This window comes from Streptomyces hydrogenans, assembly GCF_014656075.1.
Classification (GTDB): Bacteria; Actinomycetota; Actinomycetes; order Streptomycetales; family Streptomycetaceae; genus Streptomyces; species Streptomyces hydrogenans.
Genome location: NZ_BNBS01000161.1, coordinates 1 through 15,237, shown reverse-complemented (window position 1 = coordinate 15,237; position 15,237 = coordinate 1). Strand labels below are relative to the sequence as shown.

15 protein-coding genes are annotated in these 15,237 nt (G+C 75.7%); 11 read left to right on the top strand and 4 right to left on the bottom strand.

Going from position 1 to position 15,237, the window contains the following annotated elements; all coding sequences use genetic code 11:
* From IE321_RS37330 to IE321_RS37315, 4 genes are all read left to right on the top strand, one after another.
* Nucleotides 1-491 (top strand): Holliday junction DNA helicase RuvB C-terminal domain-containing protein (locus IE321_RS37330; protein WP_308439744.1); only part of this gene is annotated, 491 nt, incomplete at its 5' end.
* A gap of 333 nt (nucleotides 492-824) precedes the next feature.
* On the top strand, nucleotides 825-1,883 hold the full coding sequence (locus IE321_RS37325) for a carboxylate-amine ligase (protein ID WP_229916739.1): 1,059 nt from the start codon (nucleotides 825-827) through the stop codon (nucleotides 1,881-1,883).
* Nucleotides 1,871-3,655, top strand: a complete 1,785-nt coding sequence (locus IE321_RS37320; RefSeq protein ID WP_190226174.1) for an N-acetylglutaminylglutamine amidotransferase — start codon at nucleotides 1,871-1,873, stop codon at nucleotides 3,653-3,655. The genes IE321_RS37325 and IE321_RS37320 overlap by 13 nt, the downstream gene beginning before the upstream one ends.
* Nucleotides 3,628-5,658 (top strand): S9 family peptidase, encoded by a 2,031-nt coding sequence (locus tag IE321_RS37315; protein WP_190226173.1) that lies wholly within the window; start codon nucleotides 3,628-3,630, stop codon nucleotides 5,656-5,658. Before IE321_RS37320 ends, IE321_RS37315 begins: the two co-directional genes overlap by 28 nt.
* Before the next feature lie 494 nt (nucleotides 5,659-6,152).
* On the opposite strand, the gene IE321_RS37310 is transcribed toward IE321_RS37315, so the two are convergent.
* Together IE321_RS37310 and IE321_RS37305 are read right to left on the bottom strand one after the other, a co-directional pair.
* Nucleotides 6,153-6,698 carry a hypothetical protein gene (locus tag IE321_RS37310; protein WP_199813080.1) on the bottom strand — a complete coding sequence of 182 codons (546 nt, stop codon included), beginning with the start codon at nucleotides 6,696-6,698 and terminating at the stop codon, nucleotides 6,153-6,155.
* Between the two features lie 34 nt (nucleotides 6,699-6,732).
* Nucleotides 6,733-7,311, bottom strand: coding sequence for a double zinc ribbon domain-containing protein (locus tag IE321_RS37305; protein WP_190226172.1), 579 nt, complete (start codon nucleotides 7,309-7,311; stop codon nucleotides 6,733-6,735).
* A 320-nt stretch (nucleotides 7,312-7,631) separates the two neighbouring features.
* Between IE321_RS37305 and IE321_RS37300 the strand changes: the two genes are divergently transcribed.
* On the top strand, nucleotides 7,632-8,819 hold the full coding sequence (locus tag IE321_RS37300; protein ID WP_190226171.1) for a helix-turn-helix transcriptional regulator: 1,188 nt from the start codon (nucleotides 7,632-7,634) through the stop codon (nucleotides 8,817-8,819).
* Between the two features lie 141 nt (nucleotides 8,820-8,960).
* Complete coding sequence (locus IE321_RS37295) at nucleotides 8,961-9,587, top strand: RICIN domain-containing protein (protein WP_190226170.1); 627 nt, start codon at nucleotides 8,961-8,963, stop codon at nucleotides 9,585-9,587.
* A gap of 54 nt (nucleotides 9,588-9,641) precedes the next feature.
* Here the strand turns inward: IE321_RS37295 and IE321_RS37290 are convergent, their stop codons facing one another.
* Nucleotides 9,642-10,322, bottom strand: a complete 681-nt coding sequence (locus tag IE321_RS37290) for a LuxR C-terminal-related transcriptional regulator (RefSeq protein ID WP_190226169.1) — start codon at nucleotides 10,320-10,322, stop codon at nucleotides 9,642-9,644.
* 445 nt (nucleotides 10,323-10,767) lie between these two features.
* Between IE321_RS37290 and IE321_RS37285 the strand changes: the two genes are divergently transcribed.
* From IE321_RS37285 to IE321_RS37275, 3 genes are all read left to right on the top strand, one after another.
* Nucleotides 10,768-11,250 carry a DedA family protein gene (locus tag IE321_RS37285; protein ID WP_043223507.1) on the top strand — a complete coding sequence of 161 codons (483 nt, stop codon included), beginning with the start codon at nucleotides 10,768-10,770 and terminating at the stop codon, nucleotides 11,248-11,250.
* A 106-nt stretch (nucleotides 11,251-11,356) separates the two neighbouring features.
* A complete protein-coding gene (locus IE321_RS37280) occupies nucleotides 11,357-11,581 on the top strand; it encodes a hypothetical protein (RefSeq protein ID WP_043223508.1) in 225 nt (74 codons plus the stop codon).
* Nucleotides 11,578-11,955, top strand: coding sequence for a hypothetical protein (locus tag IE321_RS37275; protein ID WP_043223509.1), 378 nt, complete (start codon nucleotides 11,578-11,580; stop codon nucleotides 11,953-11,955). The genes IE321_RS37280 and IE321_RS37275 overlap by 4 nt, the downstream gene beginning before the upstream one ends.
* Before the next feature lie 460 nt (nucleotides 11,956-12,415).
* On the opposite strand, the gene IE321_RS37270 is transcribed toward IE321_RS37275, so the two are convergent.
* Nucleotides 12,416-13,006, bottom strand: coding sequence for a TetR/AcrR family transcriptional regulator (locus IE321_RS37270; protein ID WP_190226168.1), 591 nt, complete (start codon nucleotides 13,004-13,006; stop codon nucleotides 12,416-12,418).
* A 177-nt stretch (nucleotides 13,007-13,183) separates the two neighbouring features.
* On the opposite strand from IE321_RS37270, the gene IE321_RS37265 reads away from it, so the two are divergent.
* Together IE321_RS37265 and IE321_RS37260 are read left to right on the top strand one after the other, a co-directional pair.
* Nucleotides 13,184-14,317, top strand: coding sequence for an FtsX-like permease family protein (locus IE321_RS37265; protein ID WP_190226167.1), 1,134 nt, complete (start codon nucleotides 13,184-13,186; stop codon nucleotides 14,315-14,317).
* Nucleotides 14,314-14,982, top strand: coding sequence for an ABC transporter ATP-binding protein (locus IE321_RS37260; protein ID WP_190226166.1), 669 nt, complete (start codon nucleotides 14,314-14,316; stop codon nucleotides 14,980-14,982). Before IE321_RS37265 ends, IE321_RS37260 begins: the two co-directional genes overlap by 4 nt.
* Nucleotides 14,983-15,237 lie beyond the last annotated feature (255 nt).

The following is a 15,237-nucleotide window of genomic DNA, read 5'->3' as shown; positions in this document are numbered from 1 at the left end:
AGATCGCCGGCCGCTCCCGCGGCACCCCCCGCATCGCCAACCGGCTGCTGCGCCGGGTCCGCGACTACGCCCAGGTCACCGCGGACGGCGTGGTCACCCGCCGGATCGCGGCCGCGGCCCTGAGGGTCTACGAGGTCGACGGCCGCGGCCTCGACCGCCTGGACCGGGCCGTGCTGCACGCCCTGCTGAAGCTGTTCGACGGCGGACCGGTGGGCCTGTCCACCCTCGCGGTCGCCGTGGGGGAGGAGCGGGAGACGGTGGCGGAGGTCGCCGAGCCGTTCCTGGTACGGGAGGGGCTGCTGGCCCGGACGCCCCGCGGGCGGATCGCGACGCCCGCCGCATGGGCCCACTTCGGGCTCGCGCCGCCGCCCGAGCCGCCCCGGACGGAACCCCCGGAACCGCACCGGAACGGCGCTCCCGGCCCGGACGCCCGCCCGGACGAGCCGCCCCCCGGCGGTTCCCGTCCCGGTGAGGACCGGAGCCGCCCATGAGGAAACCGCCGGAGACCGGTCGTCCCGCCCCTGCGCGCGGGCGACCGGCGGACGGCCGGGCTACCCGGCCGCCGGCCCCGGCGCCGGACACGGAGGGTGGTCGAGGAGCCGGGAGCGACCGCCGCCGGCCGCGTCCCGGCGCGCCCGCACCGGCCGCCGGGACGCGGCCCGGGACGGTCGTCGGGCGAGGCCGGAGGCATGAGGAGCGCCAGGCGGGGCAGTCGGTGGTCACGAGGAGCCCTCGCCGCGGAGGCGAGGCCCGAGACCAGACAAGACCGTCCGATCACAGGGAGTCACGGTGACCGTCCGCACGGGGTCGAGGAAGAGTTCCACGTGTTCGACATCGAGAGCGGACAGCCGGTCCCGCGCGCCGACGCGCTGCCGCGCGGCGCGGAGCGCCATGGCGAGACCTTCACCGGGGAGCTGCCCCGGTCCGTGGTCGAATCCGACAGCGGGGCGCACGCGAGCCTCGACGGACTCTTCGGCGACCTGACCACCACCCGCGCGCGAAGGGACCGCGCGGCCGCCTCGGAGGGCCAGGCCGCCGTCGCGGCCGGCACCGCGCCGCCGGCCCGGCTCGGCACCGTCCCGAGCACCGACGGCGATCCGCGCCACGCACACCTGACCGAGGAATACGGCCGGCTCGGGGACGAGCAGCTGATCTGCGGCGTCCACGTGCACGCCGACGTGCCCGACCGGGACACGGCGGTCCGCGCGGTGTGCGTCGTCGCCCCGTGCCTGCCGGTCCTCCCGGCGCTGTCCGCGAGCTCGCCGTACTGGCCCGGCGCGGACACCGGCCACGCGAGCCGGCGCACCGTGGTCCGGCAGCGCCGGCCCACCGCCGGCCCGCCCGGCTGCTTCGCGGGCGCGCAGGAGTACGACCGGGTGGTGGACGAGCTCGTCGGCTCGGGCGTCATCGGCGACCCCGGCATGATCTGTGACGACCTCCGCCCCCCGGACCACCTGCCCACGGTCGAGATGCGCGTCTGTGACGCCTCTCCGCACGCGGAGACGGTGGCGATGACCGCCGAGTTCCACCGCGCGCTGGTGGCCGACGCCCTCGACCGCACGGAGACCGGGAAGGCCGGCTGCGGCGGGAACCACGCCTGGCTGAGCGCGGCGACCTGGCGCGCGGCCCGCTCCGGACCGGAGGGCGACCCCGTCGACCCGCTGACGCGCCGACCCGTGCCCGCCCCCGACGCGGTGCGGGGGACGCTCCGCCGACTGCGCCCCGCCCTGGAGGCGCACGGCGACCACCGACCGTCCGACCGAGGAGGGACACATGCGAAAACACGACCGTCCGCCCCTGCACGCCACCGGATCCGCCTCCCCCGGAAGCCGTCCGGCGCGGTCCGTCGTCCCGGGGGAGGTGGCGTTCCGTGTGTGGTCTGACCGGTGAGTTGCGGTTCGACGGAGGCCGTCCCGACCTGGCGGCCGTGGAACGCATGGCCGACCGGCTGGCGGCCAGGGGGCCCGACGGACACGGCCTGTGGTCCCAGGGCGCCGTCGCGCTGGGCCACCGGCGGCTCAAGATCATCGACCTGAGCGACCGGGGCAGCCAGCCCATGACCGACACCGAAGCCGGTCTGACCTGTGTGTTCAACGGCTGCATCTACAACTACCAGGACCTCAGGGAAGAGCTCCGGGGACTGGGGCACACCTTCACCACCACCTCGGACACCGAGGTCGTGCTCAAGGCGTACCGCCAGTGGGGGACCGACTTCGTCACGCGCCTCGTCGGCATGTTCGCCGTCGCCCTGGCGGAGCACCGTACCGGCCGCCTCGTCCTGGTCCGCGACCGGCTCGGCATCAAACCCCTCTACCTCGCCGAGACCCCCGGCAGGCTCCGGTTCGCCTCCACGCTGCCGGCCCTGCTCGCGGGCGGCGGCGTCGACACCTCCCTCGACCCGGTCGCGGCCCACCACTACATGAGCTGGCAGTCCACGGTCCCCGCGCCGCGCACGATCCTCGCCGGAGTGCGCAAGCTCCCCCCGGCCACCGTCCGCGTCGTGGAACCGGACGGCACCCACACCGACCGCACCTACTGGCAGCCCGCCTACACGCGCCGCGCCGAGTTCGCGGGCATGGGCGCCCCGGAGTGGCGGGACGCCGTGCTCGACGCCCTCCGCACCGCGGTGCGCCGCCGGATGGTGGCCGACGTGCCCGTCGGGGTGCTCCTCTCCGGCGGCCTGGACTCCAGCCTGATCGTGGCCCTGCTGGCCGAGGAAGGACAGGCGGACCTCGCGACCTTCAGCGTCGGCTTCGAGACGGAGGCCGGCGAGGAGGGTGACGAGTTCTTCTACTCCGACCTCGTCGCCCGCCGCTTCGGGACCGACCACCACCAGCTGATGGTGCCGTCCGACCGGGTCTCCACCGCGCTGGACGCGGCGGTCGCCGCCATGAGCGAACCCATGACGAGCCACGACGTCGTCGCCTTCCACCTCCTGTCGGAGCTGGTCGCGAAGGAAGTCTGCGTCGTCCAGAGCGGCCAGGGCGCCGACGAGGTCTTCGCCGGCTACCGCTGGCACCAGGAGCTCGCGGGAGTCCCGCGAGCGGCGGAGCCCGACCGGTACGCCGAGGTGTACTTCGACCGGCCCCACGCGGACCTGGAGAAGATCCTCCAGCCGGACATGCTGCCGCTGCGCGACGTCTCCCGCGAGTACGTCGAGGCCCACATGGCCGCACCGGGCGCCGAGACGGCGATCGACGCGGGACTGCGCACCGAGACCCACGTGATGCTCGTCGACGACCCCGTGAAGCGGGTCGACAACATGACCATGGACTGGGGCCTGGAGGCCCGGGTGCCCTTCCTCGACCACGAACTGGTCGAACTGGCGGCGGCCTGCCCGCCCGAGCTGAAACTCTCCCAGGGAGGCAAGGGCATCCTCAAGGACGTCGGGCGGACCGTCCTCCCGCGCGACGTGGTCGACCGGCCCAAGGGGTACTTCCCCGTGCCCGCCATCCACCACCTCGCCCCGCCCGTCATGGCGCGCGTCCGCGACGCCCTGGCCGCGCCCGCCGCCCGCTCCCGCGGGCTGTTCCGCGAGGAGTACGTCGCCTCCCTCCTGGAGGCTCCCGACGACCACCGCGCCCACCGCGGGCAGAACGCCCTGTGGCAGGTAGCGTTGCTGGAGATATGGCTGCAGACGCACGGAATCGACTGACCGGAGAACGCCGGCCGGGCGCGCCCGCGGCGCGGCCCCTGCCCGCGGGGGCCGGGCACCGCGACACCCCGCCGCTCCAGACGGCGCACGCCTGCTGGTACCCCTCCGCCGACCCGGACGGCGAAAGCGTCGCGTTCGTCTGCGACCGGAGCGGCTCGCCGCAGCTGTGGGTCGGACGGGCCGACGACGACCGGGCGCGGCCGCTCGACACCACGCCCGACCCCGTCACGGAGGTCGCCTGGTCGCCGGACGGCCGGTGGATCGCCTACACCGTCGCCCCCGGGGGCAGCGGACACACCCGCGTGCTGTGCGTCCGTCCCGACGGCTCGGACCGCAGGGTCCTCGCCGGGGCGGAGCCCGGCACCTCCGCCTACCTGGGGTGCTGGCTCGGCGACGGTTCCGCGCTGGCCGTCACCGTCGCCGAGCCCGTCGACGAGGCGGGGGACCCCGTCGGTCGCCCGGAGGAGCCGCCGGGCGACGCGGACCGCGACGGGCCCGCCACCCTCCTCGGCGCGGACGGCCGGCCGGTCCCGGGCGATGGCCGGGCCCTCGCGCGCGACCGCCTCACGGCCTACCTCGTCGACCCCGACGGGATCCGCCCGGCGGTCCTGCTCGCCGACGAGTCCGCGGCCGCCACGCTGCGCGTCTGCGACGTCAGCCGTGACGGCCGGCTCGCGCTGCTGCGGCGCGGGCGGCGCGGCGGGCGCGAGGCGGTCGTGGTCCGCGTCGCCGACCGGGCCGCCGCCTGCACGCTCCCGGTCGCCGACGGCGACCCGTGGATCGGCCGCTTCTCGGCCGACGCCCGCACGATGTGGCTGCGCAGCGACGACGGCGCCGAGTTCGCGGCCCTGCTCGCCGTCGACCTGGACGAGGACGGGCGACGGACCGGCCTCCGCGAGATCGCCCGGAGGGCCGCCCACGACCTGGAGTTGTTCGCGCTCGTCGAGAACGGGCGCCGCGCCGCCCTCGTCTGGAACGCCGGCGGGACCAGCGAGCTGGAGACCCTCGCCCTGCCCGAGCCGGAGGCGGTGCCGGTCCCGCCCCGGACGGTGGAGCTCGACCACGAGGTGGTCACCCGCGTCGCCGCCGCCGGCCCGTACGGCCTGGTGGCCTCCCTGGCCGGATCGCAGCGTCGCCCCGGGATCTGGCACCTGGCCGACGCGACGACCGCGCTCCGCACCCCGTGGACCGCGCGGGACGCCGACACGGTCCCGCCCGGCCCCGCGCCGGTGCGGCCGGTCCCGATGCGGCCGAAGGCCCGCGACGGGCTGCGTCTGGGCGGTTGGTACCACCGCGCCCCCGGCCGCGCCCCCGGTGAGCCCGCCCCCTGCGTGGTCCACCTGCACGGCGGCCCCGAGGACCAGGAACGCCCGGTCTTCGACCCGCTGTACCACGAGCTGACCGCCCGCGGCCTGGACGTCTTCGCCCCCGACGTCCGCGGTTCCTCCGGCTGGGGCCGCACCTTCCGCGACGCGGACCTCGGCGAGGGGCGCTTCGCCGCCATCGACGACGTCGCAGACTGCGTCGCCCACGCCGTCGAGGCCGGACCGGCCGACATCAGGCGCCTGGCCGTCATGGGCCACTCGTACGGCGGCTACCTGACGCTCGCCTCGCTCGTCTGGCACCCCGGGCTCTTCCGCACCGGCGTCACCGTCTGCGGCATGTCCGACCTCACGACCTTCTTCGCCACGACGGAACCCTGGCTGGCCGAGTCGGCGGCCCACAAGTACGGCCATCCCGAACGCGACCGGGCGCTGCTGCGCGCCCTCTCCCCGATGAGCCGCGTCGACGCCCTGAGCGTGCCCCTCCTCGCCGTCCACGGAGCCCACGACACCAACGTCCCGCCCCGCGAGTCCGAGCAGATCGTGCGCGCCGCCCGGGAACGCGGCCACGAGGCGGAGCTCCTCCTCCTCCACGGCGAGGGCCACGACTTCCGCCGCGCCGACAGCCGCCGCCTCTTCCGCCGCACCGCCGCGGACTGGATCGAGAAGCGCCTCACCTGACACCGGTCTTGGGCCACGGGACCCGGCCTCCGCCCGCCGGGCCCGCGGATCGTCCGGGACACCCTGCGCGCCATGGCGCGGGGGAGCGGCGCCGGGCCCTCGAACTCGTGCCGAAGACCGACCGCGCCAAGCCGGAACGGCGGCCGAGGGTGGGGATCGTGGCCGGCCCGGAACCGGCGATCGGCCTCGCCGTCACCCCGACCGGCCCGGACGACGAGGACGGGGCGACGCCGCTCTTCGACGCGCTCCTGGAACGGCTCGGCGACCTCGACCGGCTCTCCGACGCCTCGCTCGGGGACCTCGCCGACCCGGCCGAGTCCGCCGAGTCGCATCCGGGGCCCGTGGCGGCCCTCCAGCCGTACCGCGGCTGCTTCGGGGCGCGCCTCCGGGCCGCCACCTCGGTGGCCTCGCTCGACGCCCGCCGCCTCCGGCAGGGCGTCACCGGGCTCGCGTCACGCAGGACGACGAACGACGCCGGCCGAACGGGGCACCTCTCAGGTGAGGATCGGGATCTCCCCGCTGCAGCACCCGTAGATCAGCGTCCCGTCGAGCGCGTACATGCCGTACCAGTGGCCGGCGGGCAGGATCAGGCCGCAGTCGGGGCAGAACGCGTCCTGGGTGGGGTTGATCCGCAGGACGGCGGCGTCGCGCAGGCTCAGGACGGCCCCGATCCACTCCGGGCCGTGCTGCCGCAGCCCCTGCTCGACGAACTCGAAGGCGCCGTAGACGCCGCCGCACGGGCACGTCACGCGGTTGGAGAACCACGGTCCCATGTCCTTCACGTCGAGTTCGGTCTCGATCCTCGTCCGCTCCTCCTGGGACACCCGCTCGTAGCCGATCTCCTTGATCCGCCGAGGCGTCCAGAACAGGCGCATGACGGACTGGGCCTGCTCGGGGGTCACGTAGAAGGTGGCGGTCCGGCCCTTCCCCAGGGTGTCGAGGATCAGGCCGACGACGGTGCCGTCGTCGGCGGAGACGACGGCGCGCCCGCCGTGCACCAGGGCCTCCGTGGGGGTCAGGAATGATTCGTCGTCGCGCAAGGCGGACTCCTGTTCGTGTGGTCGGGGCGGCGGCTCAGCAGCAGCCGCCGTGTTCCCGGGGGGAGCTGTGCGTTCCGGACGCCGTCACGGCGGTGAGGACCGGGTCGTCGATGCAGGTGCCGCAGGCGTAGATGAGGAGCGAGGGGCCGATGCCCGGGATGTTCACGGGGCAGGCGCACATGAGGGTGGAGCCCCAGCACCACGAGGTGCACCGGGAGGCGCGCGCGGCCGGACCGGCCTCGGGCCCGGCCGCGGGTGCGGCGTCCGTCTCGGTGGAGCGCTTCAGGAAGTCCAGGAAGCCGGCGAGATCGGCCGGCGTCGCCTCGGCGGACCGGGGCAGGCCCCGGCCGTGGCCGCCGCCCGGCCCGCAGCCGCAGCCGCAGCCGCAGCCGCAGCCACCGTGCCCCCGGGCGCCGGCGTCGCGCCGGAGGTCCGAACGGCAGTGCTTGCACACCACTGCCTGGGGGTGGACGGCCTCCTTGCAGTACGGGCACGTCCCGTCGTGGCCGGGCGCGGTCGGCGCGGTCCGCGAACCGCACGAGGGGCACCGGGTGGCCTCGGGGTCGATCCGCTCCTTGCAGTACGGGCACACGCCCTGCTCTTCGGCTGCCATCGTGGCGCCTCCTGGGTGGCGGGGGAGGGGAGGACGATGGCTCCCCACTGGCGATGGCACCACGCCCCCGACCCGGCCGCATGCCCTGCGGAGCTGTGTGGGGGAGGCCGCCCGCACGGACGCGCCGGCGACCGACCGCCGCGGAGCGGCCCTGCCCGGGGAGGGCGGCCCCTGCCCGGGGGCGGCGGCCCCTGTCTGGGCAGGGCGGCCCTGCTCGGAGACGGCGCCCCGCCCGGCGACGGAGGCGGCGGGCCGGGACGTCCGGCGGCACGCGGCGCAACGGCTCGGCGTCCGGCGGCCGTCGACCCTACCCTGCGGTCATGACGCGCTACGAGGGAGCGGGACGTGTCGGCCGGATCCGGGACTCCGTGGTGGCGGCGGCCGCGGCGGCGCGGGGCGTGGACGAGTTCTTCGCCGGGGTGATGCGGGCCGCGCGCCCGGTGTTCCGGTCCGAGGTGTGGGCCGGGATCACCGTCGACCCGGTCACCCTGATGAACACCGGGGGCCACTACCGGCGGGCCGTCCCGCTGCGCTACCTGCCGCGCATGCTGGACATCGAGTACCGCGAGGGCGATGTCAACGGCCTGCCGCAACTGGCGCGGGGCCCCGGCCCCGTGGGCGTGCTCGGCGAGGCCGTCGGCGGGGTGCGGGACCGCAGCCCCCGCTACCGCGACATCATCCGGCCCCTGGGGCTCACGGACGAGGTGCGGATCCTGCTGCGCGACCGGTACGGGGTCTGGGGCGCCCTGATCCTCGGCACCGGCGGCGACACCCCGCCGTACGGCCCGGAGGCGGACGCCGTGGCCCGGGCGATCGCCCGGCCGCTGGGGGAGAGCCTGCGCCGGCTCCACCTGGCGCGGCGCGCCGAGGTCGGCGGGGACGGGGCGGTGCCCGCCGGGGACTGCCCGGCGCCCGCGCTCGTCCTCCTGGACGGCGCCTACGCGCCGGTGCAGCTCAGCCCCACGGCCGGTCTCTGGCTGGGGGAACTGCTCGCCCCCGGCGAGCCTCGCCCGCCCGGGAGCGGCGCCGCCGGGAGGGGCGCCCCGGCGGGCCGGACGGAGGGCGGGCTGCCGCCCGCGCTCTACGGCGCCGCGGCGGCGGTCCGCGCGGCCGCCCCGGGCCCCGGCTCCTCCGGGTCCCTGGCGTCGTGGGCGCACACCCGGAGCCGGGGCCGGGTCAGACTGCACGCCTGGCGGATGGACGGCCCGGGTCCCGCACGGGTCGCGGTCGCCGTCGAACCGGCCGGTCCGGGGGAGCACATCGCGCTCGTCATGGCCGCGCACGGGCTCACCCCCCGGGAGGCGGAGATCACCGGGCTGGTGCTGCACGGCCGTTCCACGGCCGAGATCAGCCGGCTGACACGGCTGTCCCCGTACACCGTCCAGGAGCACCTGACCTCGGTCTTCGACAAGACCGGAGTACGCGGCCGGCGCGACCTGGTGGCCACCCTCTTCGCCCGGCACGTCGCGCCGAACATGCTCAAGGACGCCGAAACGGAAGGCGTCTGACGGCCCCTCGTTCGCGCGGGCTCCGGCGGACTGCCCGGCCGGCCGGGACACCGGCCCCGTGCGCCCGGGACGCCGGGCGGCCCACGATGGCCGCCGTCGTCGAACGGCGACCGTCCGCAACCGTGAGGAGAGGTACGAACGATGAGGAGAACCCTGCTGTCCGCCCTGGCGGCCGTCGCGGTCCCGGCCGCCCTGCTGGCCGCCGCCACCCCGTCCCAGGCGGGACCCGCCCCGACACAGGCGCGACCCGCTCCGGTCGCCCCCGCCGCCCCGGAGGCCGGCGCCCAGGAGCGGGCCACCGCGGGCGCGGCCCTCGCCGCCGGCGGGTCCGTCACCGTCAAGAACCGCTACAACGACCGCTGCCTCCGGGCGAAGGGCGATGTGGCCGGCTTCGACGTGCAGTTGGCGAACTGCGACGCGGCCGACCCGCGCCAGTGGTGGGACATCGTCTGGGTCTACACCGCGGCGGGCGGCTACTACGAACTGCGGAGCGCGGCGAACGGGCTGTGCCTGGACGCCGACTGGGGGTCCATCGGCGCCAACGGCACCCGCACGCAGGTGTGGACGTGCGAGGGCACGGCCCAGACCAACCAGCACTGGCGGATGCGCCCCGTCACCAACCTGCCGAACACCTACACGGTGACCGTCGAGACGAACAACCGCTGCCTCGACGGCCACTTCCAGACGATCGACCAGAACCCCGGCCGGGTGCAGCTGTGGGACTGCCTGGGCACGGGACAGATCAACCAGCACTGGCGCATCGCCTGACGCACGGCCGACCCACGGGCGCGGGACGCGGGGGCGGGACGAGGGGCGCGGGCATCAGCGTCCCCCGCCGAGCCCCGCCTCCCGGGCCCGGACGATCGCCTCGGCACGGCTGGCGGTGTGCAGCTTGGTGAGGACGGCGGAGACGTGGTTCCGCACGGTCTTCGGGCTCACCGTCAGCCGCCGGGCGATCGCCTCGTTGCCGAGGCCCCGGGCCACCAGGTCCAGGACCTCGTGCTCCCGGGGCGTGAGTCCGCGCAGGACCGGGCCGGGCCGGCCCGGGTGCGGCCCGGCCAGGCGGGCGGCGCCGGCCCGGCCGCCGGCGGGCCCGAGCAGGGTCTCGCCGTTGGCGACGGCCCACACCGCGCGGGCCACCTCGGCGGGACCCGCGCCCTTGAGGAGGTAGCCGCGCGCCCCCGACCGCAGCGAGGCGAGCACGGAGTCGTCGTCGGCGGCGACGGTCACGACCAGCACGGCGGGCTGGGGCCGCGGCCGCAGCAGCCTCTGTACGGCGTCGATCCCCGACCCTCCCTCCCGGTCGGGGCACAGGTCCGTCACCACCACCCGGGGCCGGAGCCGCTCGACGGCGGCGACGGCCTCGTCGGCGGTCGCCGCCTCGGCCACCACCGCCAGCCCGTCCACCGCGCCGAGCAGCGCGGTCATCCCCATCCGGAAGACCGGATCACCGTCCACGACGACCACGGTGACCTCCGCCGTCGCTCCCGCCGTGCCGTCCATCGAGCCCCCCGCCAACCCACCCGGGCCCCGCGCCCGCCCCCATGCGGCGGACTCCGCCCCGGCCCCCGCGGAGGAGGTTCCCAGCGGAACCCGGCCCGCCGTACCCCAGAAACCTGGGGTCGTACGAGCGGCCCCGCCCCCGGCGCGTGCGTCCCGTGCCGCCGCCCCGGGCGAGGGGCGGGTCCGGCGGCCGGGTGGGCTTCCGGAGTGGCAGACGCCCTGTACCTGGCGTAAGGGCGTTCGGTTAACCTGGCTGTGCCGGGTGAGGCCGGGCTTGTGTCAGGCTCGGAGCGTGGTGCCGCCACGGCGGAGACGCAGGACGGATCGGGCAGAGGCGGGCCGCAGGTGAGAGACGGAGACCGGGCTCGGGCCCGTCGTGGGCCCGCGGAGGCGGGACGGACGAACCGGGGCGCGACGCCCGGCCGGCGGTTCCGGGCGGGGCGCCGTGGATAAGATCGCGCTCACCGCGGGCACCCTCTACGTCATCGTGCTGCTCCGTGCCGGAGGCACGTTCGCCGTCGGCCGGCTCGCCGCGGCCGGCGCCCGCCGCAGCCGCTTCGCCGACCGGATCTCCTCGGCCAGGTTCCAGCGCGTCGAGCGGGCGATCCAGCGATGGGGCGCGCCCGTGGTGGCCGTCTCCTTCCTGACCGTCGGCTTCCAGACCGCCGCCAACTTCCTCGCCGGCAGCATGCGGATGCCCCTGCCGCGCTACCTCCCCGCCCTCTTCGTCGGGGGAGCCGCCTGGGCGCTGCTCTACGCGACCGTCGGCCTCGGCGCGCTCGAAGTGCTCGGCCGGCTGTTCACCGACCGCCCTGCGCTCGGCGCCGCCGTGGTCGCCGCGCTCGCCCTCGGGCTGTGCGGTCTGACGGTCCACCGCAGGCGCCGCGCCGCCCGGCCGACGGACGAGGCCGCCGCCGGGGAGTCCTGAGCCGGTCCGCGCGCCCTCGCGGTGCGGGGCCGCCGGGTACCCGGAAGCGGACGGGGATCCTTCGACAGGGCTGCCTCGACGGGTCCAGGACCGCTACCGTGGTGCCATGGCACGGGAGATCCGCATCGAGATCAGCGAAGAGGCGTACGAGGCACTGCAGAAGGCCGCCGCCGCGCGGCACCTCGCCGCCGAGGACTACGCCGGCGACGTCCTGCACGCCGATCTCACCCGGACCCGCTTCATCGAGGGCGCCCGCTCCTTCGTCCACCAGCACGGGGACGCCTTCGCGGCCCGCTACGGCCGCCCCGCCGCCCACAACACCGGCACGTGACCGTTCACGTCGACCTGGCCTGGCTCCTCGGGATCGCGCAGAAGGTGATCCCCAGCGACCCGGAGATCACCGACTGGGGCTCCCTGGAGGCGGCGCGCGCCCGCCATGCCTTCCGGATCATGGACACGCCCGTCTACGACCTGCCGCACCACCGCGCCGGGGCCCTCCTCCACCAACTGGTCCGCGTCCCCGCCCTGGAGCACTCGAACGAGCTGTTCGCCGTGGCCGTGGCCGCCGCCTACCTCCACGCCTCCGGCCACCCCGTGGACGTCACCAGCCAGGACGCCATCACCCTCGTCGACCGCGTCCTCACCGGCGACGCCGACGCCCGCCAGGTCGCCGCCGTCCTCAAGACCTGGGAGACCCCCGCCTGACGCCGCACCTCGGGCGGCTTCACGCCACTCGACGGCAGGCTTTCGGCCGGACGCGACCGCTCCTCTGGCCCGCTCCGGCCCGAGGGGGTCGACGTCTCCTAGGACGGGGCCTGGCTGGTCACCGGCAGGGACCCGGGCGACGCGTGGTCCGAGGAGGGGACCTGGTCCGTCGACGGCGGCGGTCTCACCGTCGGCAGCCCGGAGCGGACCACGCCGTACCTCGTCCACTCCCTCCCCGACGACGCGGCGAAGGCCCTCCAGGGCGACTACACCCTGACCGGGGGCCTCATCGACGGCGGGGGACAGGAGGGGTACGCGAAGATGCGGGTCACCGGGGACAAGGACAAGGTGGTCCTCACCTTCCCCGCCCACGACGATGGCGCGCCCCGCGTGATCACCTGCACCAGGGGAACGGCCCCCGAAGCGCCGTGAACCCCGGCGGCCCGGCGGAAGGACCCGTCTACCGCGAGGACAGGCCCCGGAGGGCCGCGACCGCGAGCCGTACCGTGCGGTCGGTGACCGCGTCGTACGCCGCACCCGCCTCCAGCGCGGTGGTGGCCGCGTTCACGAAACCCTGGAGGAGCCGGGCCGTCATCAGGGGGTCGTCGTCGCCGAGCTCCCGCAGGGCGTCGACCAGCGGGTCGAGGAGCGCGCGGTGCGCCTCGTCGGCTCCGGCGCGCAGCGCGGCGGCGTCCTGCGCGTCGGCGGTGGCGCGGGCCACCCGGTGCTCGCCGTCGCGGACCATCTCCAGCTGCGCGGTGACATGGGCGGCGACGCGCTCCTCGGGCGAGTCGCCGGCGGCGGCGAGGGCGGCCCGGATCCGCTCGGTCCAGCGCGGGGCCGCCTCGCGCACCACCTCGGTCAGCAGGTGGCCGCGGTCGGGGAAGTACTTGTAGACGCTGTTACGGGCCAGGCCGGTCCGGCGCGCCACCTCCGCGAAGGTCACCTTCGAGGCGTCGCCCTCCGCGAGCACCTCGCGCGCGGCGTCCAGCAGGGCGGCACGCTGCTGCGACCGGTGGTCGGCGACCGAGGCGGCGTGGATCTTGGGCACGGGCCCAGTCTAGGGGGGACCGCCCCCACCCCCTCCTCCTTCTCTCTCCCCCTTGTCTTTCCCCTCCTCTCCCCGCCTCCCGGCTTGCTGCTCCTTCCGACAGGACCCCACTTAGGGACGCTGCGTCGCCATCTTCTATCTTAGGGACGCACCGTCCCTATCTTTGGAGAGAACGCCATGTTCCTCGCCCTGCTGGAGCTGAAAGCGGCCCGAGGCCGCTTCCTGCTGATGGGCAGCGTCGTCGTGCTCGTCGCCGCGCTCGTCGGCATCGTCGCCGGATTCACCACCGGCCTCGGTGACGACACCGTCTCCGCCCTGCGCCGCCTGCCCGCGACGCACATCGCCTTCGCCGCCGGTTCCGACTCCGACCAGTTCGCCCGCGGCCTGATCGACGACCGCACCGCCTCCGGCTGGAGCCGGGAGGAGCGGACCGAAGCCACCCCCCTCGGCATCTCCCTCACCCGGGGCACCACCAACCGGGGGACGGAAGTCGACCTCGCCGCCTTCGGCGTCGAACCCGGCGCCTTCACCGACCCCGGCGCCGACGCCGGCACGCCCCTGGACGAGGCCCGCCCCAGCGGCATCGTCGTCTCGCGCCAGCTCGTGACCGAAGGGGTCCGGATCGGCGACACCCTGACCATCGACCGCCTCGGCATCACCCTGGACGTGGTCGGCACCACCGGCCGCTCCTCCTACGGCCACGTCCCCGTCGCCTACGTCACGACCGACACCTGGCGCGGGATCCGCTTCACGGCCCCCGGCACCACGACCCTCCCCGCCGACCTGCCCGCGCAGTACAGCGCCATGGCCCTCAGGCTCCCCGACGGCACCGACGCCGACGCGCCCGCGCTCGCCGAGGCCGACCGGCGACACGGCACCGCGACCGTCCCACTGGAGAAGGCGTTCGAAGCGGCACCCGGCTACGACGGCGAACGCCTGACGATGACGTCCATCCAGACCTTCCTCTTCCTCATCGCCCCGCTGGTCGTCGGCGCCTTCTTCGCGGTGTGGACGGTCCAGCGCACCCCCGAGCTCGCCCTGCTCCGCGCCCTCGGCGCCTCCCGGCGCCGCCTGCTCGGCCACACCCTCGCCCAGGCGGCCGTCGTCGTGGCCGCCGGCACCGCCGTCGGTGCGGCGCTCGCCTCCGCCGTCGGCCTGCTCGTCGGCGAACAGGTGCCCTTCAGCCTCCCGGCGACCACCCTCACCACCACCATGGCCTCGGTGGCACTCGTCGGCCTCGCCGGCTCCGCCCTCACCCTGCGCCGCGTCACCACCGTCGACCCGATGACCATGCTGGGAGCCGCGCGATGAGCCTCCACCTCGAAGACGTCACCGTCACCCTGGGCCAGGGCGACTCCCGTACGACGGCCCTGAGCGGGCTCGACGTGACCTTCCGCCCCGGCGTCCTCACCGCCCTCGTCGGCCCCTCCGGCTCCGGGAAGTCCACGCTCCTCGCCGTCGCCGGCGCCCTGCTCCGCCCCGACCGGGGCCGCGTCCTCCTGAACGGCACGGACCTGGCCGCCCTCACCGACGGCGAACGCGCCCGGACCCGCCGCGCACGCATCGGCTACATGTTCCAGAGCGGCAACCTCCTCACCGGACTCACCGCCGAGGAGCAGCTCCTCGCCGCCGCCTCCCTGGCCGGCCGCAGGCCGCGCTCCCAGCGCGCCAGGATCCGCGAGCTCCTCACGGAGGTGGGACTCGACCACCGCCTCACCCACCGCCCCCACCAGCTCTCCGGCGGCGAACGCCAGCGCATCGCCCTCGCCAGGGCCCTGCTCCTGGAGCCGGAACTGCTGCTCGTCGACGAACCCACCGCCGCGGTCGACCGCACCCGGGCCGAGGACCTCACCGCCCTCATCGCCCGCACCACCCACCGGTACGGCGCCGTCACCGTCGTCGCCACCCACGACCCCGTCGTCACCGCCGCTGCGGACGAGACCGTCGACATGCTGAGCCCCGCGGAGCGAAGTTGACATGCGATTTCCAGGTCCGTAGTGTCCTCCGAGTTGTCCGACGTGAGCACCGGCCCCGGCCGGCCCCGGACAGCGATTCCGCAAGAACCACACAGCCTGACGGCTGCGATTCGTCGCGCCGTCCTGCTTTTCGTGCGCTCTCACGGAATGAGGAATTCGCGTCCGAAGTCCGGACGCCCTCCGATTCGCATCGGAGGGCAGGAATCCGCTAAAGTCTCACTCGTCGGAACGGCCCGAAAGCCGGGAAGACAACCC

Coding starts and splice junctions, on each gene's coding strand:
- IE321_RS37260 (WP_190226166.1), top strand. CDS start 14,314: ATGAGCCTCCACCTCGAAGACGTCACCGTCACCCTGGGCCAGGGCGAC.
- IE321_RS37295 (WP_190226170.1), top strand. CDS start 8,961: ATGAGGAGAACCCTGCTGTCCGCCCTGGCGGCCGTCGCGGTCCCGGCC.
- IE321_RS37315 (WP_190226173.1), top strand. CDS start 3,628: ATGGCTGCAGACGCACGGAATCGACTGACCGGAGAACGCCGGCCGGGC.
- IE321_RS37265 (WP_190226167.1), top strand. CDS start 13,184: ATGTTCCTCGCCCTGCTGGAGCTGAAAGCGGCCCGAGGCCGCTTCCTG.
- IE321_RS37300 (WP_190226171.1), top strand. CDS start 7,632: ATGACGCGCTACGAGGGAGCGGGACGTGTCGGCCGGATCCGGGACTCC.
- IE321_RS37290 (WP_190226169.1), bottom strand. CDS start 10,322: ATGGACGGCACGGCGGGAGCGACGGCGGAGGTCACCGTGGTCGTCGTG.
- IE321_RS37280 (WP_043223508.1), top strand. CDS start 11,357: ATGGCACGGGAGATCCGCATCGAGATCAGCGAAGAGGCGTACGAGGCA.
- IE321_RS37305 (WP_190226172.1), bottom strand. CDS start 7,311: ATGGCAGCCGAAGAGCAGGGCGTGTGCCCGTACTGCAAGGAGCGGATC.